The following is a 19,753-nucleotide window of genomic DNA, read 5'->3' as shown; positions in this document are numbered from 1 at the left end:
GGGGGGTTAGAGGGCTAGGGCGGCTTGGGCGGGGGTGTCGGGGGGTGCGGAGGTGAGCGTGGCGGGTAGGCCCTCGGCGGCGAGGGCGGCGCGCAGGCGGTGCAGGTCGGCGCCGAAGCGGATGAGTGCTCGGGGAGGGGTCGGGGAGGGCTGCTCCGGGGGAGCGCAGAGGATCATCGCGGTCGCGCCGGCCGGCCAGTCCGGTACGGTGGCGGCCAGGCGGTGGCGTACCTCTTGGTCCTCGACCGGGAAGAAGACCGTGCCGGGGGCGATCACGCCGGACACGGCGGTGATCGCCCGGTGCAACGCCGTCGGGTCCACGCTCGCCGGTGCGTCGCCGGCGTCGCCGGTCGCCCGGTCGGTGAGGGTCGCCGCCGCGCGTAGGCCGCTGGCCCGAGCCTCGGCGGTGCCGAGCGAGAACAGGTCCAGTTCGGCGTCACGGACCAGCACGGTGGCGCCGTGGCCGTCCGCCGGGTCGGCCGCGCTCAGGTAGCCCCGGACCACCGCGACCGGCACCTGGTCGCACTTGCCCTTCACCAGCTCGCCCGCGCCGGCCAACTCGTCGACCACGGCCATCTGGGTGATGCTCAACTGGTTGCCGTACGGGTCGATCTCGCCCCGGTGGTCCCGGATGGCGTCCATGCCGGCGACACCGAGCGCCACGTCGGTGAGGCCGTTGCGCCACGGCCGGCCCATCGTGTCCGAGACGATCACGGCCACGTCCGCGCCGTGCCGTTCCCGTAGCGCGGCCCGCAGCCCGCGCGCGGAGGCGTCCGGGTCCTTGGGTAGCAGCACCAGTCGGGAGCGGTCCACGTTGGAGGCGTCGATGCCGGCCGAGGCCATCACGAAGCCGTGATGGGTCTGCACGATCCGGGTCTGGCCGCGAGCGGCCACCGGCCGGGCGGTCTCGGCGGCCAGGATCTCCGTCCGGGCGGCGTCCCGCTCCGGCCCGTCGTCCGCCGGTACGTCGACCAGGCGACCCTCCGCCTTCGACACGATCTTGCTGGTCACGACCAGTACGTCACCGTCTCGCAGCCACGGTGCGGCGGTCGCGATCAGTGCCGCCAGGTCGTCTCCCTCGGACACGTCGCCGATGCCGAGCACCGGCATGATCTCCAGTTTCACGCCATCTCCCGTGCCGTTCTCATGCCGTCTTCGCTGGTAGCGCTGGCGGTGCTGGTAGCGCTGGTGGTGCTGGTGGTCGACACGCCAGCGCCGGTGGTGCTCATGCCATTGCCAGGGCGGCGCGGACCATCGCCACGGTCGCGGCCTCGTCGGTCATCCAGAGGGGGGCGGCCCGTACCGTCAGGTCGGGCACCGTGGTAGCCGCGTCCGTGGTGTCCACCAGCCAGCCGTCGAGGATGCCACCGGTGGCGCGCGCGCCGTACAGCCCGCCCACGCCGGCCGGGGTGCAGGGCACGTCGAGCACGGAGAGGCACCGGTCGGCCATGCCGCGCACGGGCGCGTCACCGATGATCGGCGACACCCCGATCACCGGTGCCCGGCCGGTGGTCAGGGCCTCGCGCAGTCCCGGTACGGCGAGGATCGGGGCGATGCTCACCACCGGGTTGCTCGGCGCCACCAGCACCACGTCCGCCCCGGCGAGCGCGTCGAGCACGCCGGCCGCGGGCTTCGCCGCCTCGGCGCCGACAAAGACGAACCGGTGGGTCGGCAGCTCACCCCGGTAACGCACCCACCACTCCTGGAAGTGGATCGCCCGCTGCCCGCCACCGTCGCCGTCCGCGCCGGTCTCGGGCGTCGGCAGGTCGACCACCACGTGCGTCTCCAGGCGGTCGTCGGTCGCCGGCAGCAGCCGTACGCCGGGCTGCCAGCGGGCACAGAGCGCCTCGGTCACCGAGGAGAGCGGGTAGCCGGCGTTGAGCATGGTGGTCCGGACCAGGTGGGTGGCGATGTCCTTGTCACCCAGGCCGAACCAGCTCGGCTCGGCGCCGTACGCGGCGAGTTCGTTCTTGACCGTCCAGGTCTCGCCGACCCGACCCCAGCCACGTTCGGGATCCGCGCCACCACCCAGGGTGTACATCACGCTGTCCAGGTCGGGGCAGATCCGCAGCCCGTGCATGATCACGTCGTCGCCGACGTTGACCACGGCGGTCACCTCGTCGCCGGTTTCCCGCGCGTGGGCGCGTACGCCGGTCAGGAAGCGGGCCCCGCCGATGCCGCCGGTCAGTACCACGATGTGCATCCGTCCATCCTCGCTCACCCCGCGTGCCGCGCCGTCGTGTGGGTTGGCGACTAGGCTCGACCGCGGCACCCGTCCGCAAACCGCCCCAGGGGGAGCTTTGACCAGTCAGCCTGGGCCCGCGCCGGTCGACCCGGCGCAGGCCCGACAGATAACCCAGCCGCTGCGGGAGCCGGCGGCCCTGGCGCTGGTCAGCGCCAACGCGCTGCTGCTCTTCGTCGCGGTGATCAACCTGCTGGTGCCGCGTGGTGAGGGCGACGAGTTCACCCGTCGGGCCGGCGACAGCTTCCTCGACTTCGTCGGGCTCACCGCGATCCTGCTGCCGGTGCTCGCCGTGCTGCTCGCCACCCACGTCCAGCCGGTCGTCCGGCGGGCCAAGCTGATCACCCAGATCGCCGTGGTGGAGTACGCGATCTCCGCGTTCTTCGGGATCATCACCGTGCTCGCCTACCTGGTCGGCACCCTGGCCGAGGCGGAGTTCCGGCAGGCGTTCACCGGGCTGCTGGCCCGACTCGCGTACCTGGCGATCTTCGCTGTCGCCGCGTACACCGTGTTCAGGGTCTGGCGGACGCTCTACTACGTGCCCAAGCCGAAGCCGCAGCCGGGTTACTACGGTCAGCCCGGTTACCCCCAGCAGGGCTACCCGCAGGGATATCCGGCACAGGGCTACCCGCAGCAGGGCTACCCGCAGGGTTACCCACCGGCCGGGGCGGCGCAGCCGGGCTACCCGCAGCAGTCGTACCCGGCGGGCTTCCCTGCGCCGGGGTACGGGCAGCCAGGCGGGGGATACGGCGTACCGGCTCCGGCCTCCGCGCCACCGGTTTCGGCGCCTCCGGCGGCGCCCACCTCCGGGCCCGGGGTGTCGGCCCCGCCGGCCACTCCGGGTGCGGCCAGCCCGACTCCGGCCTCGGCGCCACCGTTCGCTCCTCCGGCCTCCGGCGGACCGTTCAGCCCGGCACCGTTCAGCCCTCCTCCGGCTCCCGCTTCGCCCTTCGCCGCCCCGACTTCCACGCCGTCGGCTTCCGGGCCGTCGGCTTTCGCGTCGGCCAGCGGCGCTGGTGGTGAGTCGACCGAGGTGATCCAGCAGCGGACGGCGGAGAGCGGCGACGCCGAGGAGCGGACCCAGTTGATCAACCCGGCGAGTCAGCAGCCGACGGCGGGGGCCCAGCCGCCCGCGACCCGGATCGGCGACGAGCCGACGGAGCCGTACCAGCGTTGAGCGGTGGCTGGAGCGGGGCGTCGTCGGACGTCCCGCTCCGGCGTCGTACAGCGCCGTCCGCCAGGCGCCGTACGCCAGGCACCGTACGGCGGGCGGCCGGCGGCCGGCGGCGCGGCTCGGTCAGGCGCTCGAAGTCCTTGTCTTCGATGTGACCGGCATCCTGCGATCTTGTCGCCGGCACGGCCTAGGCTGCACGGGTGGCTGATCGTAACGACTCCGGTCCGACCGAGGCGAGTGTGCGCCGGGCGCTGCGACGCGCGGCCGACGGTCGGGCGCTGGACACCGACGAGGCGGCGGCGCTGGTCACCGCGCGCGGGGACCTGCTGGACGAGTTGCTCGCGGTCGCGGGCGCGATTCGGGACGCCGGGCTGCGTGACGCCGGCCGCCCCGGCGTGGTCACCTTCTCCAAGAAGGTCTTCATCCCGCTGACCCGGCTCTGCCGGGACCGTTGCCACTACTGCACCTTCGCCACCGTGCCGCACCGGCTGCCGGCCGCCTACCTGGACCGGGACGAGGTGCTGGCGATCGCCCGCGAGGGTGCCGCCCAGGGCTGCAAGGAGGCGCTGTTCACCCTCGGCGACCGCCCGGAGGAACGTTGGCCGGCAGCCCGCCAGTGGCTGGACGAGCGCGGCTTCGACTCCACACTGGACTATGTACGGGCCTGTGCGGTAGCGGTGCTGGAGGAGACCGGACTGCTGCCGCACCTGAATCCCGGTGTGCTCTCCTGGGCCGAGTTGCAGCGACTCAAGCCGGTGGCGCCGAGCATGGGCATGATGCTGGAGACGACCGCCACCCGGCTCTGGTCCGAACCGGGTGGCCCGCACTTCGGTTCACCCGACAAGGAGCCGGCGGTACGGCTCCGCGTGCTCGACGACGCCGGTCGGGTCGGGGTGCCGTTCACCACCGGCATCCTGATCGGCATCGGTGAGACTCCGGCCGAGCGGGTCGACGCGCTCTTCGCGATCCGGCGCAGCGACCGGGAATACGGTCACATCCAGGAAGTCATCGTGCAGAACTTCCGCGCCAAGCCGGACACGGCGATGCGCGGCATGGCCGATGCCGAACTGCACGACCTGGCCGCCACCGTGGCGGTGGCCCGGATCCTGCTCGGTCCGGGGGCCCGGATCCAGGCGCCGCCGAACCTGATCGCGGGCGAGTTCGAGTTGCTGCTGCGGGCCGGCATCGACGACTGGGGCGGGGTCTCGCCGGTGACGCCGGACCACGTCAACCCGGAGCGTCCCTGGCCGCAGCTCGACGAGCTGGCCGAGCAGACCTCGGCGGCCGGCTTCACCCTGCGCGAACGGCTGACCATCTACCCGGAGTACGTCCGGCGCGGCGACCCGTGGCTGGACCCCCGGCTGGACCCGCACGTGAGCGCGCTCGCCGACCCGGCGACCGGGCTCGCGGTCGAGTCGGCCCGGCCGGTGGGCCGAGCGTGGCAGGAGCCGGAGGACGCTTTTGTGCCGGGTGGTCGTACCGACCTGCACGCCACCATCGACACCACCGGGCGGACCGACGACCGGCGCGGCGACTTCGACAGTGTCTACGGTGACTGGACGCAGCTCGCGGCCCAGGTCAGCCTGGACGCACAGGCGGTTGCCCGGTCCGGTGGCGCGGCGGCCGAACGCCCGTCGGCCGACCTGCTGGCCGGCTTGAAGCTGGCGGCCGAGGATCCGGCGGCGCTGCTGGAGCCACGGCACGAGGACGCGGCGATGGCGCTCTTCGCCGCCGACGGGGCGGCCCTGGACGAACTGGCCCGGATCGCCGACGACGTACGTCGTTCGGCCGTGGGTGACGACATCACGTACGTGGTGAATCGCAACATCAACTTCAGCAATGTCTGCTATGTCGGGTGCCGGTTCTGTGCCTTCGCCCAGCGGGAGCGGGACGCCGACGCGTTCCGGCTCTCCGTGGAGCAGGTCGCCGACCGGGCCGAGCAGGCGTGGAAGGCGGGTGCCACCGAGGTCTGCATGCAGGGCGGCATCGACCCGAAGATGCCGGTCACCGCGTACGCGGACATCGTCCGGGCGGTGAAGGCGCGGGTGCCCGGCATGCACGTGCACGCGTACTCCCCGATGGAGATCGTCACCGCGGCGGCGAAGGCGGGCGTGCCGGTGCGGGACTGGCTCACCGAGTTGCGCGACGCCGGCCTGGACACCATCCCGGGCACCGCCGCCGAGATCCTCGACGACGACGTGCGCTGGGTGCTCACCAAGGGCAAACTGCCGGCGGCGACCTGGGTCGAGGTGGTGAGCACCGCCCACGAGCTGGGGATCCGGTCCAGCTCGACCATGATGTACGGACACGTCGACCACCCCCGGCAGTGGCTCGGCCACTTCCGGGTGCTGGCCGGGGTGCAGGACCGCACCGGCGGCTTCACCGAGTTCGTGGCGCTGCCGTTCGTGCACACCAACGCGCCGATCTACCTGGCCGGCATCGCCCGTCCCGGCCCGACCTGGCGGGAGAACCGGGTGGTGCACGCGATGGCCCGGCTGCTGCTGCACGGCCGGATCGACAACATCCAGTGCTCCTGGGTGAAGCTCGGTGACGAGGGCACGGTGGAGATGCTCAGGGGCGGCTGCAACGACCTCGGCGGCACCCTGATGGAGGAGACCATCTCCCGGATGGCCGGCTCGGACAACGGCTCCGCCCGTACGGTCGCGCAGTTGGAGGCGATCGCGGCGGCTGCCGGCCGCCCGGCGCGGCGCCGCACCACCGCCTACGGTCACGCCGGCTGATCCTCACCGGAGGACGCACCCGGGCCGGCTCGCGGTGCCCGGCCGGATGGCTGTGCCCGGCCGGCGCGACGGAGGCGCCGGACCAACCTGCGGGACGATCGGATCCAGGGTTGGATATCCGACAGTTGTCGGGACACGCCGCGAGCCTGCTTGGCGTGTCGGCTCGCGCCACGCCGGATTTCGATAGCAACTCGCCGATGGGGCGTTACTCCTGACCGGTCTCAATCGGTAGGGCAGGCGTCGACACCGGACGGCTCCGCGAGTGGTCCGGGACGTACCGGGAGAGTGACCCCACTTATCAGGTTCGGCTTGACGACGCACGCATTACACCCGTGTAATTTCGGGTGGGGTCGTTCGAACGGAGCACATCAAACTGCCACCGTACGGACAAAAACACGCCTTCCGCGTGGGGGGTTGCGCCGGCCTCGTTGCCGGCGCGCGATCAAGGAGGCATCTGATGGACGGCCGACTCGAGGTGGCCGACCTGCTCGGGAATGCGCCGGAGTGGCAGGAGCGGGCGCTCTGCTCGCAGACTGACCCCGAGGCGTTCTTCCCCGAGAAGGGCGGCTCGACCCGTGAGGCAAAGCGGATCTGCTCGCGCTGCGAGGTCAAGGCCGAATGCCTGGAATACGCGCTCGGGCACGACGAACGGTTCGGCATCTGGGGCGGACTCTCGGAGCGGGAGCGCCGCAAGCTCAAGCGTCGGGTCGCCTGACGTACGCCGGCCGGGCGGTGGGGGCCGCCCGGCTCAGGCCAGTTCGTCGGGATCGACGCCGAGCAGGTTCGCGACCTGTTCGATGATCACGTCGTGGACCAGGTCGGCCAGGTCCTCCCGGTCCATCGCCCGGAACTCCAGCGGCCGGCGGTAGAGCACGATCCGGGGCGGCACCTCCTGCCGGCCCGGCCGGCCCGGCAGCAGCCGGGCCAACGGCACCTCGCCGTCCTCCAGCACGTCCGAGTCGTAGACGTTCAGGTCCGGGGGTACGTCCTCGACGGCGAACTCCACGCCGGCGAGTTCCTTGGCAAAACGCCGTTCGAGCGTCTCGACGGTGTCCAACACAAGATCGTCGAAGATCTCGGCCTTGGTACGCGCCAGCGGCACGGTCGCCGGCACCAGCCGACCGCGCAGGCCGCGGCCGTGCCGGTCCCGACGGGTACGGTGCCCTGGTCCCGGCCGGCGATGGTCCGGACTGGTCATGTGCACAGGGTAGACCCAGGTTGGCCGGATCCCGGATCGCGGATCGACCCGTGTCGGAGCGGGATCGGTCGGCGCCGGGGCGGTTGCCCGAATTGTGGCTGAGACGATCGGCGTGTCGTACCGCCAAGCGGTGTGTTGAAGGCGGTAAGAGAGATACCGTGCCGCCGTGAGGTCACCACGGCGTTGTTCGCGTAACGGCTGTCCCCGTCAGGCCGTCGCCACGCTGACCTATGTCTACAACGAGTCGACCGCCGTGGTGGGTCCGCTCGCCGCCTTCGCCGAGCCGCACACGTACGACCTGTGTGAGCAGCACGCCCGTAGCCTGACCGCCCCGCGCGGCTGGGACGTGGTGCGGCACGAGGGCGAGTTCGAGCCGCCGCCACCCACCACCGACGACCTGGTCGCCCTCGCCGAGGCGGTGCGCGAGGCGGCCCGCCCGGTGCAACGCCAGGACGAGGTCGACATCGACCTGCCCACCGGGCAACAGACCGGTCGGCGAGGCCATCTGAGGGTGATTCCGCCCGCGAAGTAACCGAGCGGACACAACGAGTGCACCGACCGTCCCCGACAAGGGGCGGTACGGACATCTATGCGCGTTTGCCTCCACAGGGGATAGTGCGAGGGAGCCCACCAGCACCCGGAGCCCTCTGGAGTCGCCATGAACGCTCGGGTCGACGACACGTACGCCGAACTGTTGGACGCCCTCGCCGACGGCGACATGCGACCGTTGCGCAAGTGGCTCGGCGAGCACCTGCTCACCCCGGAGAGCCCGTGTGCCGAGGCCGACCTCCGACTCCTGGACCGGCTGGCGTTCTGGAACGCCGACGACCACAACCGCGACGCGCAGGGGCTGGTCACCACCGCGCTGGAACGTGCCCTGGAGGCCGCGGCTCCGGTGCCGTACGGCGGCCCGCTCCTGCTGCTCTACCTGAAGTTCCGGTGTGACCAGGCGTGGCAGGCGGCCTGGGACATCGACCTGATCGTGACCGTCATGGGATTCGCCCGCCGGTCCGGGGCGCGGCTCGTCGCCGCCGGCCGCTGCGCGGATCCGGAACTGACCCGGCTCGCGCTGGACCTGCTCGGCGTGCTGATCAGCGAGATCGCCACCTTCAACGCCGCGTCCTGCGGGAGCCTGGCGGCATGGGCCCGGATGTCCGGCGACACCCGCGACCTCGCGCGTGCCGTGGCGCAGGGAGCGGAGGCGGTCGGACCGTCGGCGATCGCCGAACACCTCGCGGTGCAGGCACGGCGGGACGAGAGCTACTACGCGTCGCTGGCGCGCGCCGCGCAGGCGGTGCACGACCACTTCGAGTACGGCGGCAGCGACCTCGTCGGTGCGGCGCAAGCGCTGCGCGCCGCCGAGGAGGGCCGTCCGGACGACTGTGAACGCAGCGAGTTGCGGGCCCACCGGCACAACGTCGAGGCGCTCGCCGAGGTGGCCGAGGAGCCGTGGGTCCGGATCGACCACGCCAAGCTCGTCTACCTCTACCCGTTCGGCCTGTACGGCAGCACCGGACCCGTCCGGCCGGCGCACGCCGTACCCGAGCAGGGCACCTCGACCTTCTCCCAGCACATGGTCGAGGTCGCCCGCCGTACCGCCGAGGAGTGGACGGTGGCCGGGTGGTCGATCGCCGAGCACCCGCAGGCGATGGTCACCCGCGACCTGCTGCTGGACGACATCTGGAAGGGCGACGACCCGCTCGGCCGGCAGTACCGGGGCATGGCGGTCACCCTGCCCGACCTCGAACTCGCCGACATCGACCGGCCCGACGCGGAGCCGACCGTACTCAAGGTCGAGCTGCGCCTGTCCGAGCTGGGCAACCACTACCTGCGACTGGAGTGCGACCTGGTCGGGGCGACACCGCAACAGGTCTACGCGGCGATGATCCGGCCGGTGCCGGAGTACGGCGACCTGGTCGAACTCGGCAGCCCGCTACGCTCGGCCACGCCCGGCCCCGCCGATCGGGTCTGGCCCAGGCTGGCCAACTTCGCCACCGACGTGATCCGGGACGTCACCGAGCACCTAGCCGACCGCTCCGGCCTGGCGGTACGCCGCAGCGGGCGGCCCGGGATGTACCACGTGATGGTCTCGGTCGAGCGGGGCTCCCTGGTCCCGCCGGACGGGGCGGAGCCGGTGCCGGTGGCACTCGCCCGGGACGCGGCGACCGCCGTCGGCGCGCAGCCGCTGGTCCATCCCATCCGCAACGGCATCAACTCGATGGCCGAGTGGCTGCGCTACCGGGTGGAACCGGGTGCGCTGCCCATCGTGGACGCGCCCGCGTTCGCCGGTGACCTGCTGCTGCGTACCTGTAACACCACGCTCATGGTGGTGCCGGGGACGCCCGACTACGCGGCCAACATGGTGCTGGAGACGGCCGAGTTCGTGGCCACCCTGGAGGGCATGTTCGCCGGCTGGCAGGACCAGATCGCCGAGCACTACGACCAGGTGATGGCGCAACTGTCGACCATGGTCGAGCGGCTGGAGCGGCGGGACGCGACCGCCGACCCGGACGGCACCGACCCGGCCGAGTACGAGCGGGTGACCCAGGAACTGGCCGACATGCAGGGCGGGCTGGAGGCACAGCAGCTCCGCCTGCACCAGTTCGTCATGGCGAGCCGGCTCAGCCTGATGTTCGTCACCGCGCCGTCGCTGGTGATGTCGCCGGTGGTGCGGCTGACCATCGACCGGCTCCTCGCCGCCGCCAAGTTCGACGCCCTGCGCGGCGAGTTCGAGGGCATGATCGACGACGTGCTCGGCGACCGGATCGGTGCGCTGGTGGACGCCTCCGTACGCCGTCAGCGGGAGCGCAACGACGCGCTGGCCCGGACGCTGCGCGAGCGGGAGGCGTACGCCGCGCAGGCCGAGCGGGAGCAGCGGGAACGGGAGGAGCGGGCTCGCCAGGCCCGGGAACGGGAGGAGGCCGAGCGGCAGGAACGGCGTGACAAGGCGAACCGGCACTGGAACGATGTGTTGTTGGGCGCCATCGCGACCGTCGGTCTCTCCGGTCTCATGCAGATCATCCAGGCCGGCTACAACGTCGAGCGGCTCTATGCCACCGGCCTGGTGGCGATCGTGGTCCTGCTCGCGACCGTCGTCGGCTGGGGCCTGCACCGCATCCAGCGGGACGCCGTCCCGAACCGGCGGTCGCGTCGCCCACGCAAGCGCCGGGCCAACACAACCACCGCCGGGGTGGTCGGAGGGACAAGGGAATGAAGCTGGTCGACCTCGCCGACGGGCCACTGCTGGAGACGTTCCACCGCGAGCTGCTCGCCACCTCGTTCGTCCCGGACCAACTGGTCACCCTCGACGACCTGCGGGAGCAGCTCGGCGCCGGCACCTTGGTCGCGTCGGTGGTGGTCGACGGCGACGGTGGCCTGCTCGCCGGGCTGGTCGGCGAGTGGTCGCCGAGCACCCGGCTGATGCTGCTGAGCTACCTGGTCGTCGCGCCGGGGGCCAGGGGGACCGGCATCGGCGGGTACCTCTACGCCGAGGTCGTCGAGGGCTGGCGGTCCGGGTACGCCCCGTGCGCGATCCTGGCCGAGGTGGAGAGCCCGACCCACCACACCGGCAGTCCGGCGTACGGCGACCCGGCGGCCCGGCTCCGGTTCTACCAGCGGCGCGGCGCGCGACTGCTCGACGTGCCCTACCTGCAACCGGCGCTCGCCCCCGGGCTCGCCCGGGTCGACGGACTGCTGCTGCTCGCCCTGCACGTCGCCCCCGAGTTGTACGGCCCGGACGGCGCGGACACGATGGCCAGCCCGCCGCTGCACCAGTTCATGGTCCACTACTTCCTCGGCACCGAGGGCGAGATCCCGGACGACCCGGACGGCTCGGCCCTGCTGGCGGCGATGGACGTACCCGGCGGCGTGCCGCTGCGTCCGATCGAGCAGTACCGCGAGGTCGAGGCGAGGGTGCGTAGCTGATCGGCCACCGCGACCGGGTGGAGCCAAGGGTGCGCGGCTGATCACACCAGCGCGACCGGGCGCCACGGCTCCGGGCGGAAGTAGGCTGCCGGTCGTGGAACCAGCCCCGATCTTCGTCGCCGGCCGACCGACCCACGGTGACGAGCCGGTGGTCGTCCGGCACCCGTACGACGGGCGCGTGGTCGGCCGAACCAGTGTCGCCAGCCCGGAACAGGTGGAACGGGCGGTGGCGGCGGCGCACGCGGTCGCCGCCAACGCCGCCGCGCTGCCGGCGCACGTCCGGGCCGCCGCGCTGGACCACGTCTCGGATCGACTCGCCGAGCGGGCCGAAGAGGTGGCCCGGCTGATCACCTCGGAGAGCGGGAAACCGGTCCGGTGGGCCCGGATCGAGGTGGCGCGGGCGGTCTCGACCTTCCGCTGGGCTGCCGAGGAGGCCCGCCGGTTCGCGGGCGAGTTGCAGCGACTGGACACCGAGCCGACCGCCACCGGCCGACTGGCACTGGTCCGGCGGGTGCCGCGCGGCCCGGTGCTCGGCATCACGCCGTTCAACTTCCCGCTCAACCTGGTCGCGCACAAGGTCGCGCCGGCCCTCGCGGTGGGCGCCCCGATCGTGGTCAAACCGGCACCGGCGACCCCGCTCAGCGCCCTGCTCCTGGGCGAGCTGCTGGCCGAGGTTACCGAGCCGGACGGGCCGGGCAGCGGCCTGCCGGCGGGTCTGCTCTCCGTGCTGCCGCTCCCCAACGAGCGGGCCGCCGAGCTGACCGCTGACCCGCGCCTGCCGGTGGTGTCGTTCACCGGATCGGGGCCGGTCGGTGCGGCGATCCGCCGGGCCGTACCGGACAAGCACGTCACGCTCGAACTGGGCGGCAACGCCGCCGCGGTGGTCTGCGCGGACTGGGCCGGCGAGGCCGACCTGGACTTCGCGGCGCGGCGGATCGCCACCTTCGCCAACTACCAGGCCGGACAGAGCTGCATCGCGGTGCAGCGGGTCTTCGTGCACCACCGGCTGCACGACGCCTTCCTGCCCCGGCTGGTGGACGCCGTAGCGGCGTTGGGCACCGGCGACCCGTTCGACGACGGGACCGAGGTCGGACCGCTGATCAACGAGGCCGCCGCGCGGCGGGTCGAGGAGTGGGTGGACGAGGCGGTGGCGGCCGGTGGCACGCTGGTGATCGGCGGCCGGCGGTCCGGCAACTCCTACCCGCCGACCGTGCTGACCCGGGTGCCCGGCGACGCCAAGGTCTGGACCGAGGAGGCGTTCGGGCCGGTCCTGGTGGTCGCCCCGGTCGCCGACGACCGGGCCGCGTTCGCCGTGGTCAACGACTCGGCGCACGGGTTGCAGGCCGGGGTCTTCACGCACGACCTGCAAACCGCGTTCACCGCACACCGCACGCTCCAGGTCGGCGGCGTGATCGTCGGCGACGTGCCGTCGTACCGGGCCGACCAGATGCCGTACGGCGGGGTCAAGGGGAGCGGGGTCGGTCGTGAGGGCGTACGCAGCGCGATGGACGACTACACCGAGACCCGGACCATGGTCCTGACCGGCATCGACCTGTAGCGGACGGCCGTCACCAGGTGCCGTCGTCCCGCACCCGGGCCGGCGGGCGACCGAGCAGCAGGTTGGTGAGCGCGGTGTCGATGTCGGCGCCGAGGAACCACTCGCCCGCCTCGTCGAGCGCGAAGATCCGCCCCCGCTCGTCCACCGCCAGGATGCTGTCGCCGTCCTCGGTGCCGATCGGGAAGAGCCGTACGCCGACCAGCGCACCGAAGGTGGCGAGGCTCTCCACGCTGTGCGCGGCCCCGCTCGGGTTGATCTCGAACCGCCGGATCCACACCCGCTCACCCGGACCGCGTCGGCCGCAGACCAGCCCGGGAAACGCGGTCAGCGTACGCTCGGCCGCCTCGAAGCCCCGGTGCCGGTGTTGCCGACCGGCGACCGCGCACACCTTGGCGATCGCCTCGGTGGCCAGCAGTCGATCGCCGAAGCCGGGGCGCCAACCCCCGTCGACCAGCGCGTAACCGACCTCGGCCGGGAACCGCTCCGGGTCGGGCAGCGGTTGTGGCGACGGCCGCCACTCCTCCACGAAGGCCAGGTACGACCAGGGCAACAGTCCGAAGTGGACGAGCGCTCGGACGCAGGAGTCACAGGGGCGCTCGGTCGCCCCGCCGGCCGGGTCACCCGGCTCCCGAATCCGGAACACCTCCAGCCGGGCGCTGTCGAAGAGTTCCCGGGCCGTCCGCTGGGTCAGTGGCGGCTGGCCGGTCGCCCGCCGTCGGCGGTCGTACTCGTGCAGCACGTCCGAGACGACGACCAGTTCGGCGTGCCGGTCGCCGCCGCGTACGAGATGTCCCGCCGGCAGGCCGTCGAGGTGGTCCCGGACCAGACGGTGGTGTCGGAGCCGCAGGTCGCCCTTTGCCGCGTGACCGATGTGCAGGTCGTGCTGGACCGTCAGGTGGGCGCGGGCGCCGGGCGTCGGCTGCCGGTGGGCCGTCCGCTCCGGCGCCACCGCCGGATCCAACCGCCCGGTACGCCGGACCCGGTCGGTGCGGTACAACTCGCGTACGACCTCCGGCGACAGCCCCGGCCAGCTCGACACCTCACCGGTCTCCTTGTCGATCACCGTGGTCGTCGCGGCGCCGGTGACAGTGGACGGTCGCAGCGGCGGGTTGGTCGAAACCAGGTAGCCGAGGTCGAACTCGTCCAGGGTCGGAACACACGGACGGCCGAGCCGTAGCGTCTCCCGCTGGGCCCAGGTATCGGCGATCGCCTCTGCTTCCTGGCGGCTGATCATGTGTAAGTCTCCCCGTTCCCGTCAGCCGGACGTCGTCCGCGAAACTACCGGACCCCGTCGCTTCGCGTCAGCCGGTATGGTCCTGCGATACCGACAGTTAATTTCCGCCGGCCCGGTGCCGGGACGGCGTGGGGGAGGGTGGCGGTGGCGCAGACCGCGGACCGGGACGCGAACCGGGCACGCAGGGCCCGTTTCGACCAGGTGTACGGCCAGTACCAGCAGCTCCGGTCCGGTTTGGACGAACTGCAACAGCGGCTGGCCGACCTCACCGCTACCGAGCGCTCCGCCGACGGCCGCGTCTGCGCGACCGTCGGCCCCCGGGGTCAACTGCTCCGGCTCGAACTGGACCCGGGCATCTACCGGGATCGGGACGCCGAGGCCCTGGCCGCGACGATCACCGAGACCGTGCAACGGGCCGCCAGCGCCGTGAGCGCTTCGGTGCAGCACCTCGTCGGCGGCTACCTGCCGGCCGGCTCCGGCGCGCTCGACTTCGTACGCGACGGTGACTTCGGTGCGCTGTTGCGGCGGGGCGACGCGCAACTGCGGGCGGAGGCCGACCGGGATGGCTGAGCGGGACCTCTGGCTCGATCCCGATCGGGTCCACCGGGCCGCCGCCGACCTGGCCCGCTCCGGCACGACCATCGGCGCCGAGTGGACCGGGCTCGGTGGCGAGATCGAGGCCGCGAGCGCGACCCAGCCGTGGGGCACGGACGACATCGGCGCGGCCTTCGAACGGCAGTACCGGGGGCTGGAAGCCGCCGTCCTGGCCACCTGGCGCGGTGTGGGTTCCCGTCTCGAGCAACTCGGTGGGGACCTCGCGGACTCGGTCGAGGCGACCGTGGCGACCGACGCCGCCAGCGGTCACCGGATCGGACGAAGCGCGACCTGACCACCGACGCGACCTGACCACCGACGCGACCTGACCACCGACGCGACCTGACCACCGGCCACGACGATCCCGAGAGGCGTCCGTCGCATGAGCGTGCTGCCCAGTCCGGTCCCGCATCCGTTGGACCTGCTGCCCTGGGAGGTGCCCGGCTGGGTGCACGAAGGGTTGGAGTGGGTGCTCGGCGCCGAATGGCCCGAGGGCGACGAGCGGGCCGTCTGGGACCTCGCCGACCAGTGGTTCGCGGCGGCGTCCGCGATGGCCGGGCCGGTTGACGACGCGTACGCCTCGGCGCGGGAGGCGCTGGCCGGGTACGGCCACACCGGCGAGGTCGGCGCCGCCTTCGACCAGGCGTGGCGCCGGCTCGCCGCTGGCGACGACGCGCCGATGCTGCTCCTGCTGAGGGTCAGTCACGAACTCGGGACCCTGGTCGAGGAGTGCGGCTGCGACATCGAGGCGGCCAAAATCGAGGTGTGGATCCAGGTCGGCATCCTGGTCGTGGAACTGCTCGCGATGACCGTGGCGGTCGTACTCACCCTCGGCGCGGCCTCCCCGGCAGCCGTGGCGGCGATGGCGGCCACCCGGGCGGTGGTTCAGCAGATCTTCCGCCGGCTGGTGGCCCGGCTCGCCGCCAAGACACTGCGGCAGGGCGTACGCGAGGCCACCGAGAAGGCCGCGCGTGAGGTGACCGACCGGGGCGTACGCGGTTTCGCGCGCCGCGCCGGCGCGGACGGGCTCACCGAGGCGGCCGAGGAGGTCGCCACGGATCTCGGCACGCAGCTCTACCAGAACGGCACCGGACGCCGCGACGGCCTGGACGCCGGCTCGCTCGGTACGTCGGCGGTGGGCGGGTTCGCGGGCGGCGCCGCTGCCTCGGTGACCGGACTGGGCAACCACGTCAGCGGCCGGGGCGGTCGTTTCGCCGAGCAGGTCGGCCGGGAGGCGCTCGGCGAGATACTGGCGGAGAACGCGGCTGGTCTCGCCACCGGTCAGGGCCTGAGCGGTCTGGAGGACGCGGCGCGGGCCGCGACCTCCGGGGCGAGCGGCGCCGCCGTCGGCCAGACCACGGACCTGTTGCGCGACGGCCTGGACCTGCGGCTCGATGCCCCGTCCCCGTCCCCGTCCCCGTCCCCGTCCCCGTCCCCGTCCCCGTCCCCGTCCCCGTCCCCTCCACCTGTGGGGATGAGCCCTGATTCCGCCGTGCCCTTCGACGCCGCCGATCCCGTCGCTGCCAGCCCCGCACAACCCGCAGTGCGCGGCCAGACCGATCCCGTCCCGGCTCCGGCCCGGTCGATCGCCGTCCCGACCGACACGATCGCCGTCCCGACCGACACGATCGCTGTCCCGACCGACACCACCGATCCGGCGATCGACCGCGCCGCCGAAAACCCGATCAACCCGGCGACGATCGGGGCGGCGGCCACCTCGGTTGCCGAGGCGACCGTGCCGCCCGTACCGGCGACCTCGACCGCGCCGACGCTCTCTTCGGTCACACCCGCTCCCGCTACCGGTCCGGAGGTGCCGGTCCAGCCGCCGGCACCACCAGCATCGGCGGGACCGAACCCAACCGGGCCCGGTACGGTCCCGACAGCCACGGCACCGGCCGTCCCCGCCGTGGCGGCCGGGACCGGCAACGTCACGTCCTCGATCCCGCATCAGCGGGTCAGCCCGGGAGACGGGCAGGGGACGCTGCCGGCGCCGCCACGAACCCCGGAGCCGCCCCGGCCAACGGCCACCGTCACCCCGACCGCCACCGGCGACGACGCGTACGTCAATCGCCTGCACCTGCTCGACCAGGCGCTGCCCGGCACGTCTGCCCCGCGCGCCGCCGTTCCGCCGTCGGCCGGTGGGACCGGCCCGGTGCGGCTCGCACCGGCCGAGATGCTGCGTGACCCGGACCCGGACGAGTTGCTGGCGCTCGGTGTCGGCTCGGCCAGCTTCGCCGACCTGGGACTCGACCCACGGACGCTTTCGCGGGAGGAGCGTGCGGGATATGCTGCCACGCTCTCGCGTACCGCCCTGGTTTCGCCCGCCGAGATTCAGTTCAGCCGGCGAAGCGTGAGTCCACGGACCAGCGACGGCACGACCGCCCAGGATCTGGTCGAGGATATGCGCGCCAGCGGGTGGCGGGGCGGGCCGGTGCACGGTGTCCGCTGGGGCGACGGTTCGCTCGTCTCGCTGGACAATCAGCGCCTACGGGCGGCCCGTCGGGCTGGCCTGACGGTGGTGCCGATGGTCGTGCACGCCCCCGGCGACCGGTTGGCGGACTGGCCACGGGAGTGGTCGCCGGGCCGACAGCAAGATGCCGCGCTCGGCGTCGACATCATCGAGTTGCCGAACGGGAGTTGGGTGCCCGGTGGCGCCGAGGGGCGCGTCGCGTACGCGAAAGGCACCGTGCCCCAGACCTTCGGTGAGATCGCGCTGTTCCGGGCGGCCGAACAGCGGAGCCTGCTGCCGGGCCATCTCTTCGGTGCCGATCGCGAGCCGGTCCTGCTCGGCAGACCGCCGAGCCCGACCCGTCCGGTGCAGCTCAACGCAGCCGATCAGGCGGTGCTCGACGACCTGCGGCGGCAGGCCCACGACACCGCCGACGGGGTGCAGCAAGATCTGGTGGCGGCGGGTGAGGCGGTCACGGCCGCCTTGGGCCTGGACCGGACCATCGCGCTGACCGGCGTGAAAAACCGCCTCAAGAGCGCCGAATCCCTGGCCCGCAAGTACGACGACGAGGCGGTTTCTGAGGGCATTCCCGTCACCGAATTCGCTCAGAGTGTGAACGATGTCCTGCGCTTCTCCCTGGTGTTGCCGCCGGGCGGCGACTACCGGCCGGCGATCGAGGGTCTGCTCGCGACGTTGACCGATCGCGGCTACCGGGTCGACCCGGGCGCGCTGAAGAACTTTTGGTCCGCCGGAAACCGGTTCTACGGCTTCAACTGCACCCTTACCTCGCCCGGTGGCCAGACCTTCGAGCTGCAGTTGCCGACGGATGAGTCGCGACGCGCGGGCAAACTGACCCACGAGGCGTATGAGGTCCTCCGTCGGAAGGACGAACTCGCACCTCGGCGGGTGCACGCCTACCTGCGGATGTTGCAGATCAACAAGCGGTTCGGCATGGCGGCGAAAATCCCGCCGGACCTTGCCGTGAGGTTCGGGGCCAAGGACGCCACTTTCGCCAAGTGGATCCTTGGCGACGGGCTCGTCTGGCGGGACTACCGGGCGTGGTTGGATCACAACGATCGAACGTTTGCCGAGATTGTCGCCGAATTCGGGCTGGTCGCGGCGGACCTGCCGATCTCGGCCCGAGTCGCCGCCGAACTGGAGGGTGCTGATGCTGGCGTACTACGTGCTCTACCGGACCGACGAGAAGGCGACCCCGTCGGGGGTCTTCGTGATGGGCAGCGGGGGGCACGCGCTGATTTGGGATCACCGTCAGCACGCATGGTCATACAACCCGTCGCTGGTGGTACGGATTCTCGACGACCATCGGAACTTCGACCGGTACGAGACGGTGGATCGGGAGACGGTGGAGCGGATCGCTCCGCAGGTGACCGGTGGGGAGCAGGTGCCGGACGAGGAGTCGATCAACTGGGTCTTCCAGTGGGAGGGCAATCCGCCGCAGAGCAACGACTGATTGCCGCTGGCAGTGCGACCGGCGGGCCGCCGTCGGTGGAGAGCCTGATCGCCGCGGGCCCAACGCTCGGTGACGTACTTGCCGGGGGTGTGTCGCCGGCCGAGGTGGCCGCTCGACTGGATCACGATGCCCTGACGCGCCTGGTGCCGGGCCTCGGCGAGCCCGAGGCGGCGGTGGTTGCCCAGTTCCTTGCCGATCCTCGGGTACCGGCGATGCTCGACCGCGCGTGGCGTACGCCGCCGGAGGACGAGCCGTTGCTGGCGCAGGAGCTGCTGGGTCGGCTCACCCAACGCGTCGACCTGGTACGGATGGTCGGGGCCTCGCCGGAACTGGCCAACTCGCTGCTCGCCCGTCCGCTGACCCTGCATCACCTCGCGAGCCACCAGGAGGCGATCGACGTGGTGGCCTCGGTCCTGGAGGACATCGCGGTTCGGGGTGCCGAGGTCGTGGCGGCGGAGCCGGTGGCGAGGCCGGAGCCGACCGCCCTCCAGCCGTGGCAACTCGAAGTGAGCGCCGCGATCCGGGTTCCGGAGGAGGAGCCCATCCAGCCGGGGTTCGACGCTTCCCGTCGGGGCGACCCCGACTACCGGGCGGCCTACCTGGACGAGTTGTACGTGGCGGCCGAGTCCGCCCAGCGGGAACTCTCCGCGCTGGCCCGAAGGCTCTCCAACGAGGGTGAGCCCGGCGGGGGTAAGCCAGGATGGCGGCAGACCCCGAAAGGCCGGCAACGCGCCGAAGACAAGATTGCCGCCTACCAGGGCTTCGTCAACCGACTCAAGGATGTTGCCGGGGCAAAGGTCGAGTTCCAGAAGTTGGACGATCTGTATGCCGCCCTTGAGCGGCTTCGGCTCGATCCGACGGTGAACGTCGTGAAGTTCAGCGATCGGTTCCAGCGACCGCAACGGAGTGGTTACCGCGATATTCAGCTCATGCTGCGGACCGCGAACGGCCATATCGGGGAGTTCCGGTTACACCTGACGGCGCTTGACGAGGTGGCGGTGTGGGAGCATGCGCTGTTCGAGGTCAGGCGGGACATCGAGGCGAACGCGGAGCAGGAGGGCCGGGTGCTGACGGCTCCCGAACGAGCTATCTGTGACAGCCTGGTCCGCGAGGAACAGCGGCGGTTCTGGGAGGCGTTGCAGTCGACCATGCCGGAGGTGGGGTGAGC

At 72.2% G+C, this 19,753-nt stretch carries 14 protein-coding genes; 10 read left to right on the top strand and 4 right to left on the bottom strand.

Annotation, left to right across the window (positions count from 1 at the left end; translation table 11 throughout):
- Positions 1–6 precede the first annotated feature (6 nt).
- Together ACI2K4_RS11600 and cofD are read right to left on the bottom strand one after the other, a co-directional pair.
- Positions 7–1,125 carry a coenzyme F420-0:L-glutamate ligase gene (locus tag ACI2K4_RS11600; RefSeq protein ID WP_404510439.1) on the bottom strand — a complete coding sequence of 373 codons (1,119 nt, stop codon included), beginning with the start codon at positions 1,123–1,125 and terminating at the stop codon, positions 7–9.
- Positions 1,126–1,225: 100 nt separating this feature from the next.
- Positions 1,226–2,203 (bottom strand): 2-phospho-L-lactate transferase, encoded by a 978-nt coding sequence (gene cofD / locus ACI2K4_RS11595; RefSeq protein WP_404510438.1) that lies wholly within the window; start codon positions 2,201–2,203, stop codon positions 1,226–1,228.
- A gap of 97 nt (positions 2,204–2,300) precedes the next feature.
- Here cofD and ACI2K4_RS11590 point away from each other — a divergent pair, with 97 nt between their 5' ends.
- The 3 genes from ACI2K4_RS11590 to ACI2K4_RS11580 all read left to right on the top strand — a co-directional run bounded on the left by ACI2K4_RS11590 (position 2,301) and on the right by ACI2K4_RS11580 (position 6,872).
- Positions 2,301–3,419, top strand: a complete 1,119-nt coding sequence (locus ACI2K4_RS11590) for a hypothetical protein (protein WP_404510437.1) — start codon at positions 2,301–2,303, stop codon at positions 3,417–3,419.
- Between the two features lie 197 nt (positions 3,420–3,616).
- Complete coding sequence (locus ACI2K4_RS11585; protein WP_404510436.1) at positions 3,617–6,157, top strand: bifunctional FO biosynthesis protein CofGH; 2,541 nt, start codon at positions 3,617–3,619, stop codon at positions 6,155–6,157.
- 457 nt (positions 6,158–6,614) lie between these two features.
- Positions 6,615–6,872, top strand: coding sequence for a WhiB family transcriptional regulator (locus ACI2K4_RS11580; RefSeq protein ID WP_101367926.1), 258 nt, complete (start codon positions 6,615–6,617; stop codon positions 6,870–6,872).
- A gap of 33 nt (positions 6,873–6,905) precedes the next feature.
- On the opposite strand, the gene ACI2K4_RS11575 is transcribed toward ACI2K4_RS11580, so the two are convergent.
- Positions 6,906–7,355, bottom strand: coding sequence for a metallopeptidase family protein (locus tag ACI2K4_RS11575; RefSeq protein WP_404510435.1), 450 nt, complete (start codon positions 7,353–7,355; stop codon positions 6,906–6,908).
- A gap of 166 nt (positions 7,356–7,521) precedes the next feature.
- On the opposite strand from ACI2K4_RS11575, the gene ACI2K4_RS11570 reads away from it, so the two are divergent.
- The 4 genes from ACI2K4_RS11570 to ACI2K4_RS11555 all read left to right on the top strand — a co-directional run bounded on the left by ACI2K4_RS11570 (position 7,522) and on the right by ACI2K4_RS11555 (position 12,837).
- The gene (locus ACI2K4_RS11570; protein ID WP_404510434.1) at positions 7,522–7,887 is read left to right on the top strand and encodes a DUF3499 domain-containing protein; all 366 of its coding nucleotides are present in this window, start codon (positions 7,522–7,524) and stop codon (positions 7,885–7,887) included.
- A 126-nt stretch (positions 7,888–8,013) separates the two neighbouring features.
- Positions 8,014–10,569 (top strand): hypothetical protein, encoded by a 2,556-nt coding sequence (locus ACI2K4_RS11565; protein WP_404510433.1) that lies wholly within the window; start codon positions 8,014–8,016, stop codon positions 10,567–10,569.
- On the top strand, positions 10,566–11,279 hold the full coding sequence (locus ACI2K4_RS11560) for a hypothetical protein (protein WP_404510432.1): 714 nt from the start codon (positions 10,566–10,568) through the stop codon (positions 11,277–11,279). The genes ACI2K4_RS11565 and ACI2K4_RS11560 overlap by 4 nt, the downstream gene beginning before the upstream one ends.
- A 94-nt stretch (positions 11,280–11,373) precedes the next feature.
- Complete coding sequence (locus ACI2K4_RS11555) at positions 11,374–12,837, top strand: aldehyde dehydrogenase family protein (protein WP_404510431.1); 1,464 nt, start codon at positions 11,374–11,376, stop codon at positions 12,835–12,837.
- Positions 12,838–12,847: 10 nt separating this feature from the next.
- On the opposite strand, the gene ACI2K4_RS11550 is transcribed toward ACI2K4_RS11555, so the two are convergent.
- Positions 12,848–14,071 carry an SUKH-3 domain-containing protein gene (locus ACI2K4_RS11550; protein WP_404510430.1) on the bottom strand — a complete coding sequence of 408 codons (1,224 nt, stop codon included), beginning with the start codon at positions 14,069–14,071 and terminating at the stop codon, positions 12,848–12,850.
- Positions 14,072–14,215: 144 nt separating this feature from the next.
- Here ACI2K4_RS11550 and ACI2K4_RS11545 point away from each other — a divergent pair, with 144 nt between their 5' ends.
- From ACI2K4_RS11545 to ACI2K4_RS11535, 3 genes are all read left to right on the top strand, one after another.
- On the top strand, positions 14,216–14,641 hold the full coding sequence (locus ACI2K4_RS11545; protein ID WP_404510429.1) for a YbaB/EbfC family nucleoid-associated protein: 426 nt from the start codon (positions 14,216–14,218) through the stop codon (positions 14,639–14,641).
- The gene (locus ACI2K4_RS11540) at positions 14,634–14,960 is read left to right on the top strand and encodes a hypothetical protein (protein WP_404510428.1); all 327 of its coding nucleotides are present in this window, start codon (positions 14,634–14,636) and stop codon (positions 14,958–14,960) included. Before ACI2K4_RS11545 ends, ACI2K4_RS11540 begins: the two co-directional genes overlap by 8 nt.
- A gap of 87 nt (positions 14,961–15,047) precedes the next feature.
- Positions 15,048–19,751 carry a hypothetical protein gene (locus ACI2K4_RS11535; RefSeq protein ID WP_404510427.1) on the top strand — a complete coding sequence of 1,568 codons (4,704 nt, stop codon included), beginning with the start codon at positions 15,048–15,050 and terminating at the stop codon, positions 19,749–19,751.
- Positions 19,752–19,753: the final 2 nt, after the last annotated feature.

Origin of the sequence: Micromonospora sp. NPDC050397 (assembly GCF_044901685.1) — a bacterium.
Lineage (GTDB): Bacteria > Actinomycetota > Actinomycetes > Mycobacteriales > Micromonosporaceae > Micromonospora_G.
Note: the sequence above shows the minus strand (reverse complement) of the source record. Positions and strands in the feature narration are given on the sequence as shown.

Excerpts from the sequence above, each read along its gene's own strand:
- cofD (WP_404510438.1), bottom strand. The coding sequence starts at position 2,203 with ATGCACATCGTGGTACTGACCGGCGGCATCGGCGGGGCCCGCTTCCTG.
- ACI2K4_RS11580 (WP_101367926.1), top strand. The coding sequence starts at position 6,615 with ATGGACGGCCGACTCGAGGTGGCCGACCTGCTCGGGAATGCGCCGGAG.
- ACI2K4_RS11575 (WP_404510435.1), bottom strand. The coding sequence starts at position 7,355 with ATGACCAGTCCGGACCATCGCCGGCCGGGACCAGGGCACCGTACCCGT.
- ACI2K4_RS11565 (WP_404510433.1), top strand. The coding sequence starts at position 8,014 with ATGAACGCTCGGGTCGACGACACGTACGCCGAACTGTTGGACGCCCTC.
- ACI2K4_RS11560 (WP_404510432.1), top strand. The coding sequence starts at position 10,566 with ATGAAGCTGGTCGACCTCGCCGACGGGCCACTGCTGGAGACGTTCCAC.
- ACI2K4_RS11550 (WP_404510430.1), bottom strand. The coding sequence starts at position 14,071 with ATGATCAGCCGCCAGGAAGCAGAGGCGATCGCCGATACCTGGGCCCAG.
- ACI2K4_RS11540 (WP_404510428.1), top strand. The coding sequence starts at position 14,634 with ATGGCTGAGCGGGACCTCTGGCTCGATCCCGATCGGGTCCACCGGGCC.
- ACI2K4_RS11535 (WP_404510427.1), top strand. The coding sequence starts at position 15,048 with ATGAGCGTGCTGCCCAGTCCGGTCCCGCATCCGTTGGACCTGCTGCCC.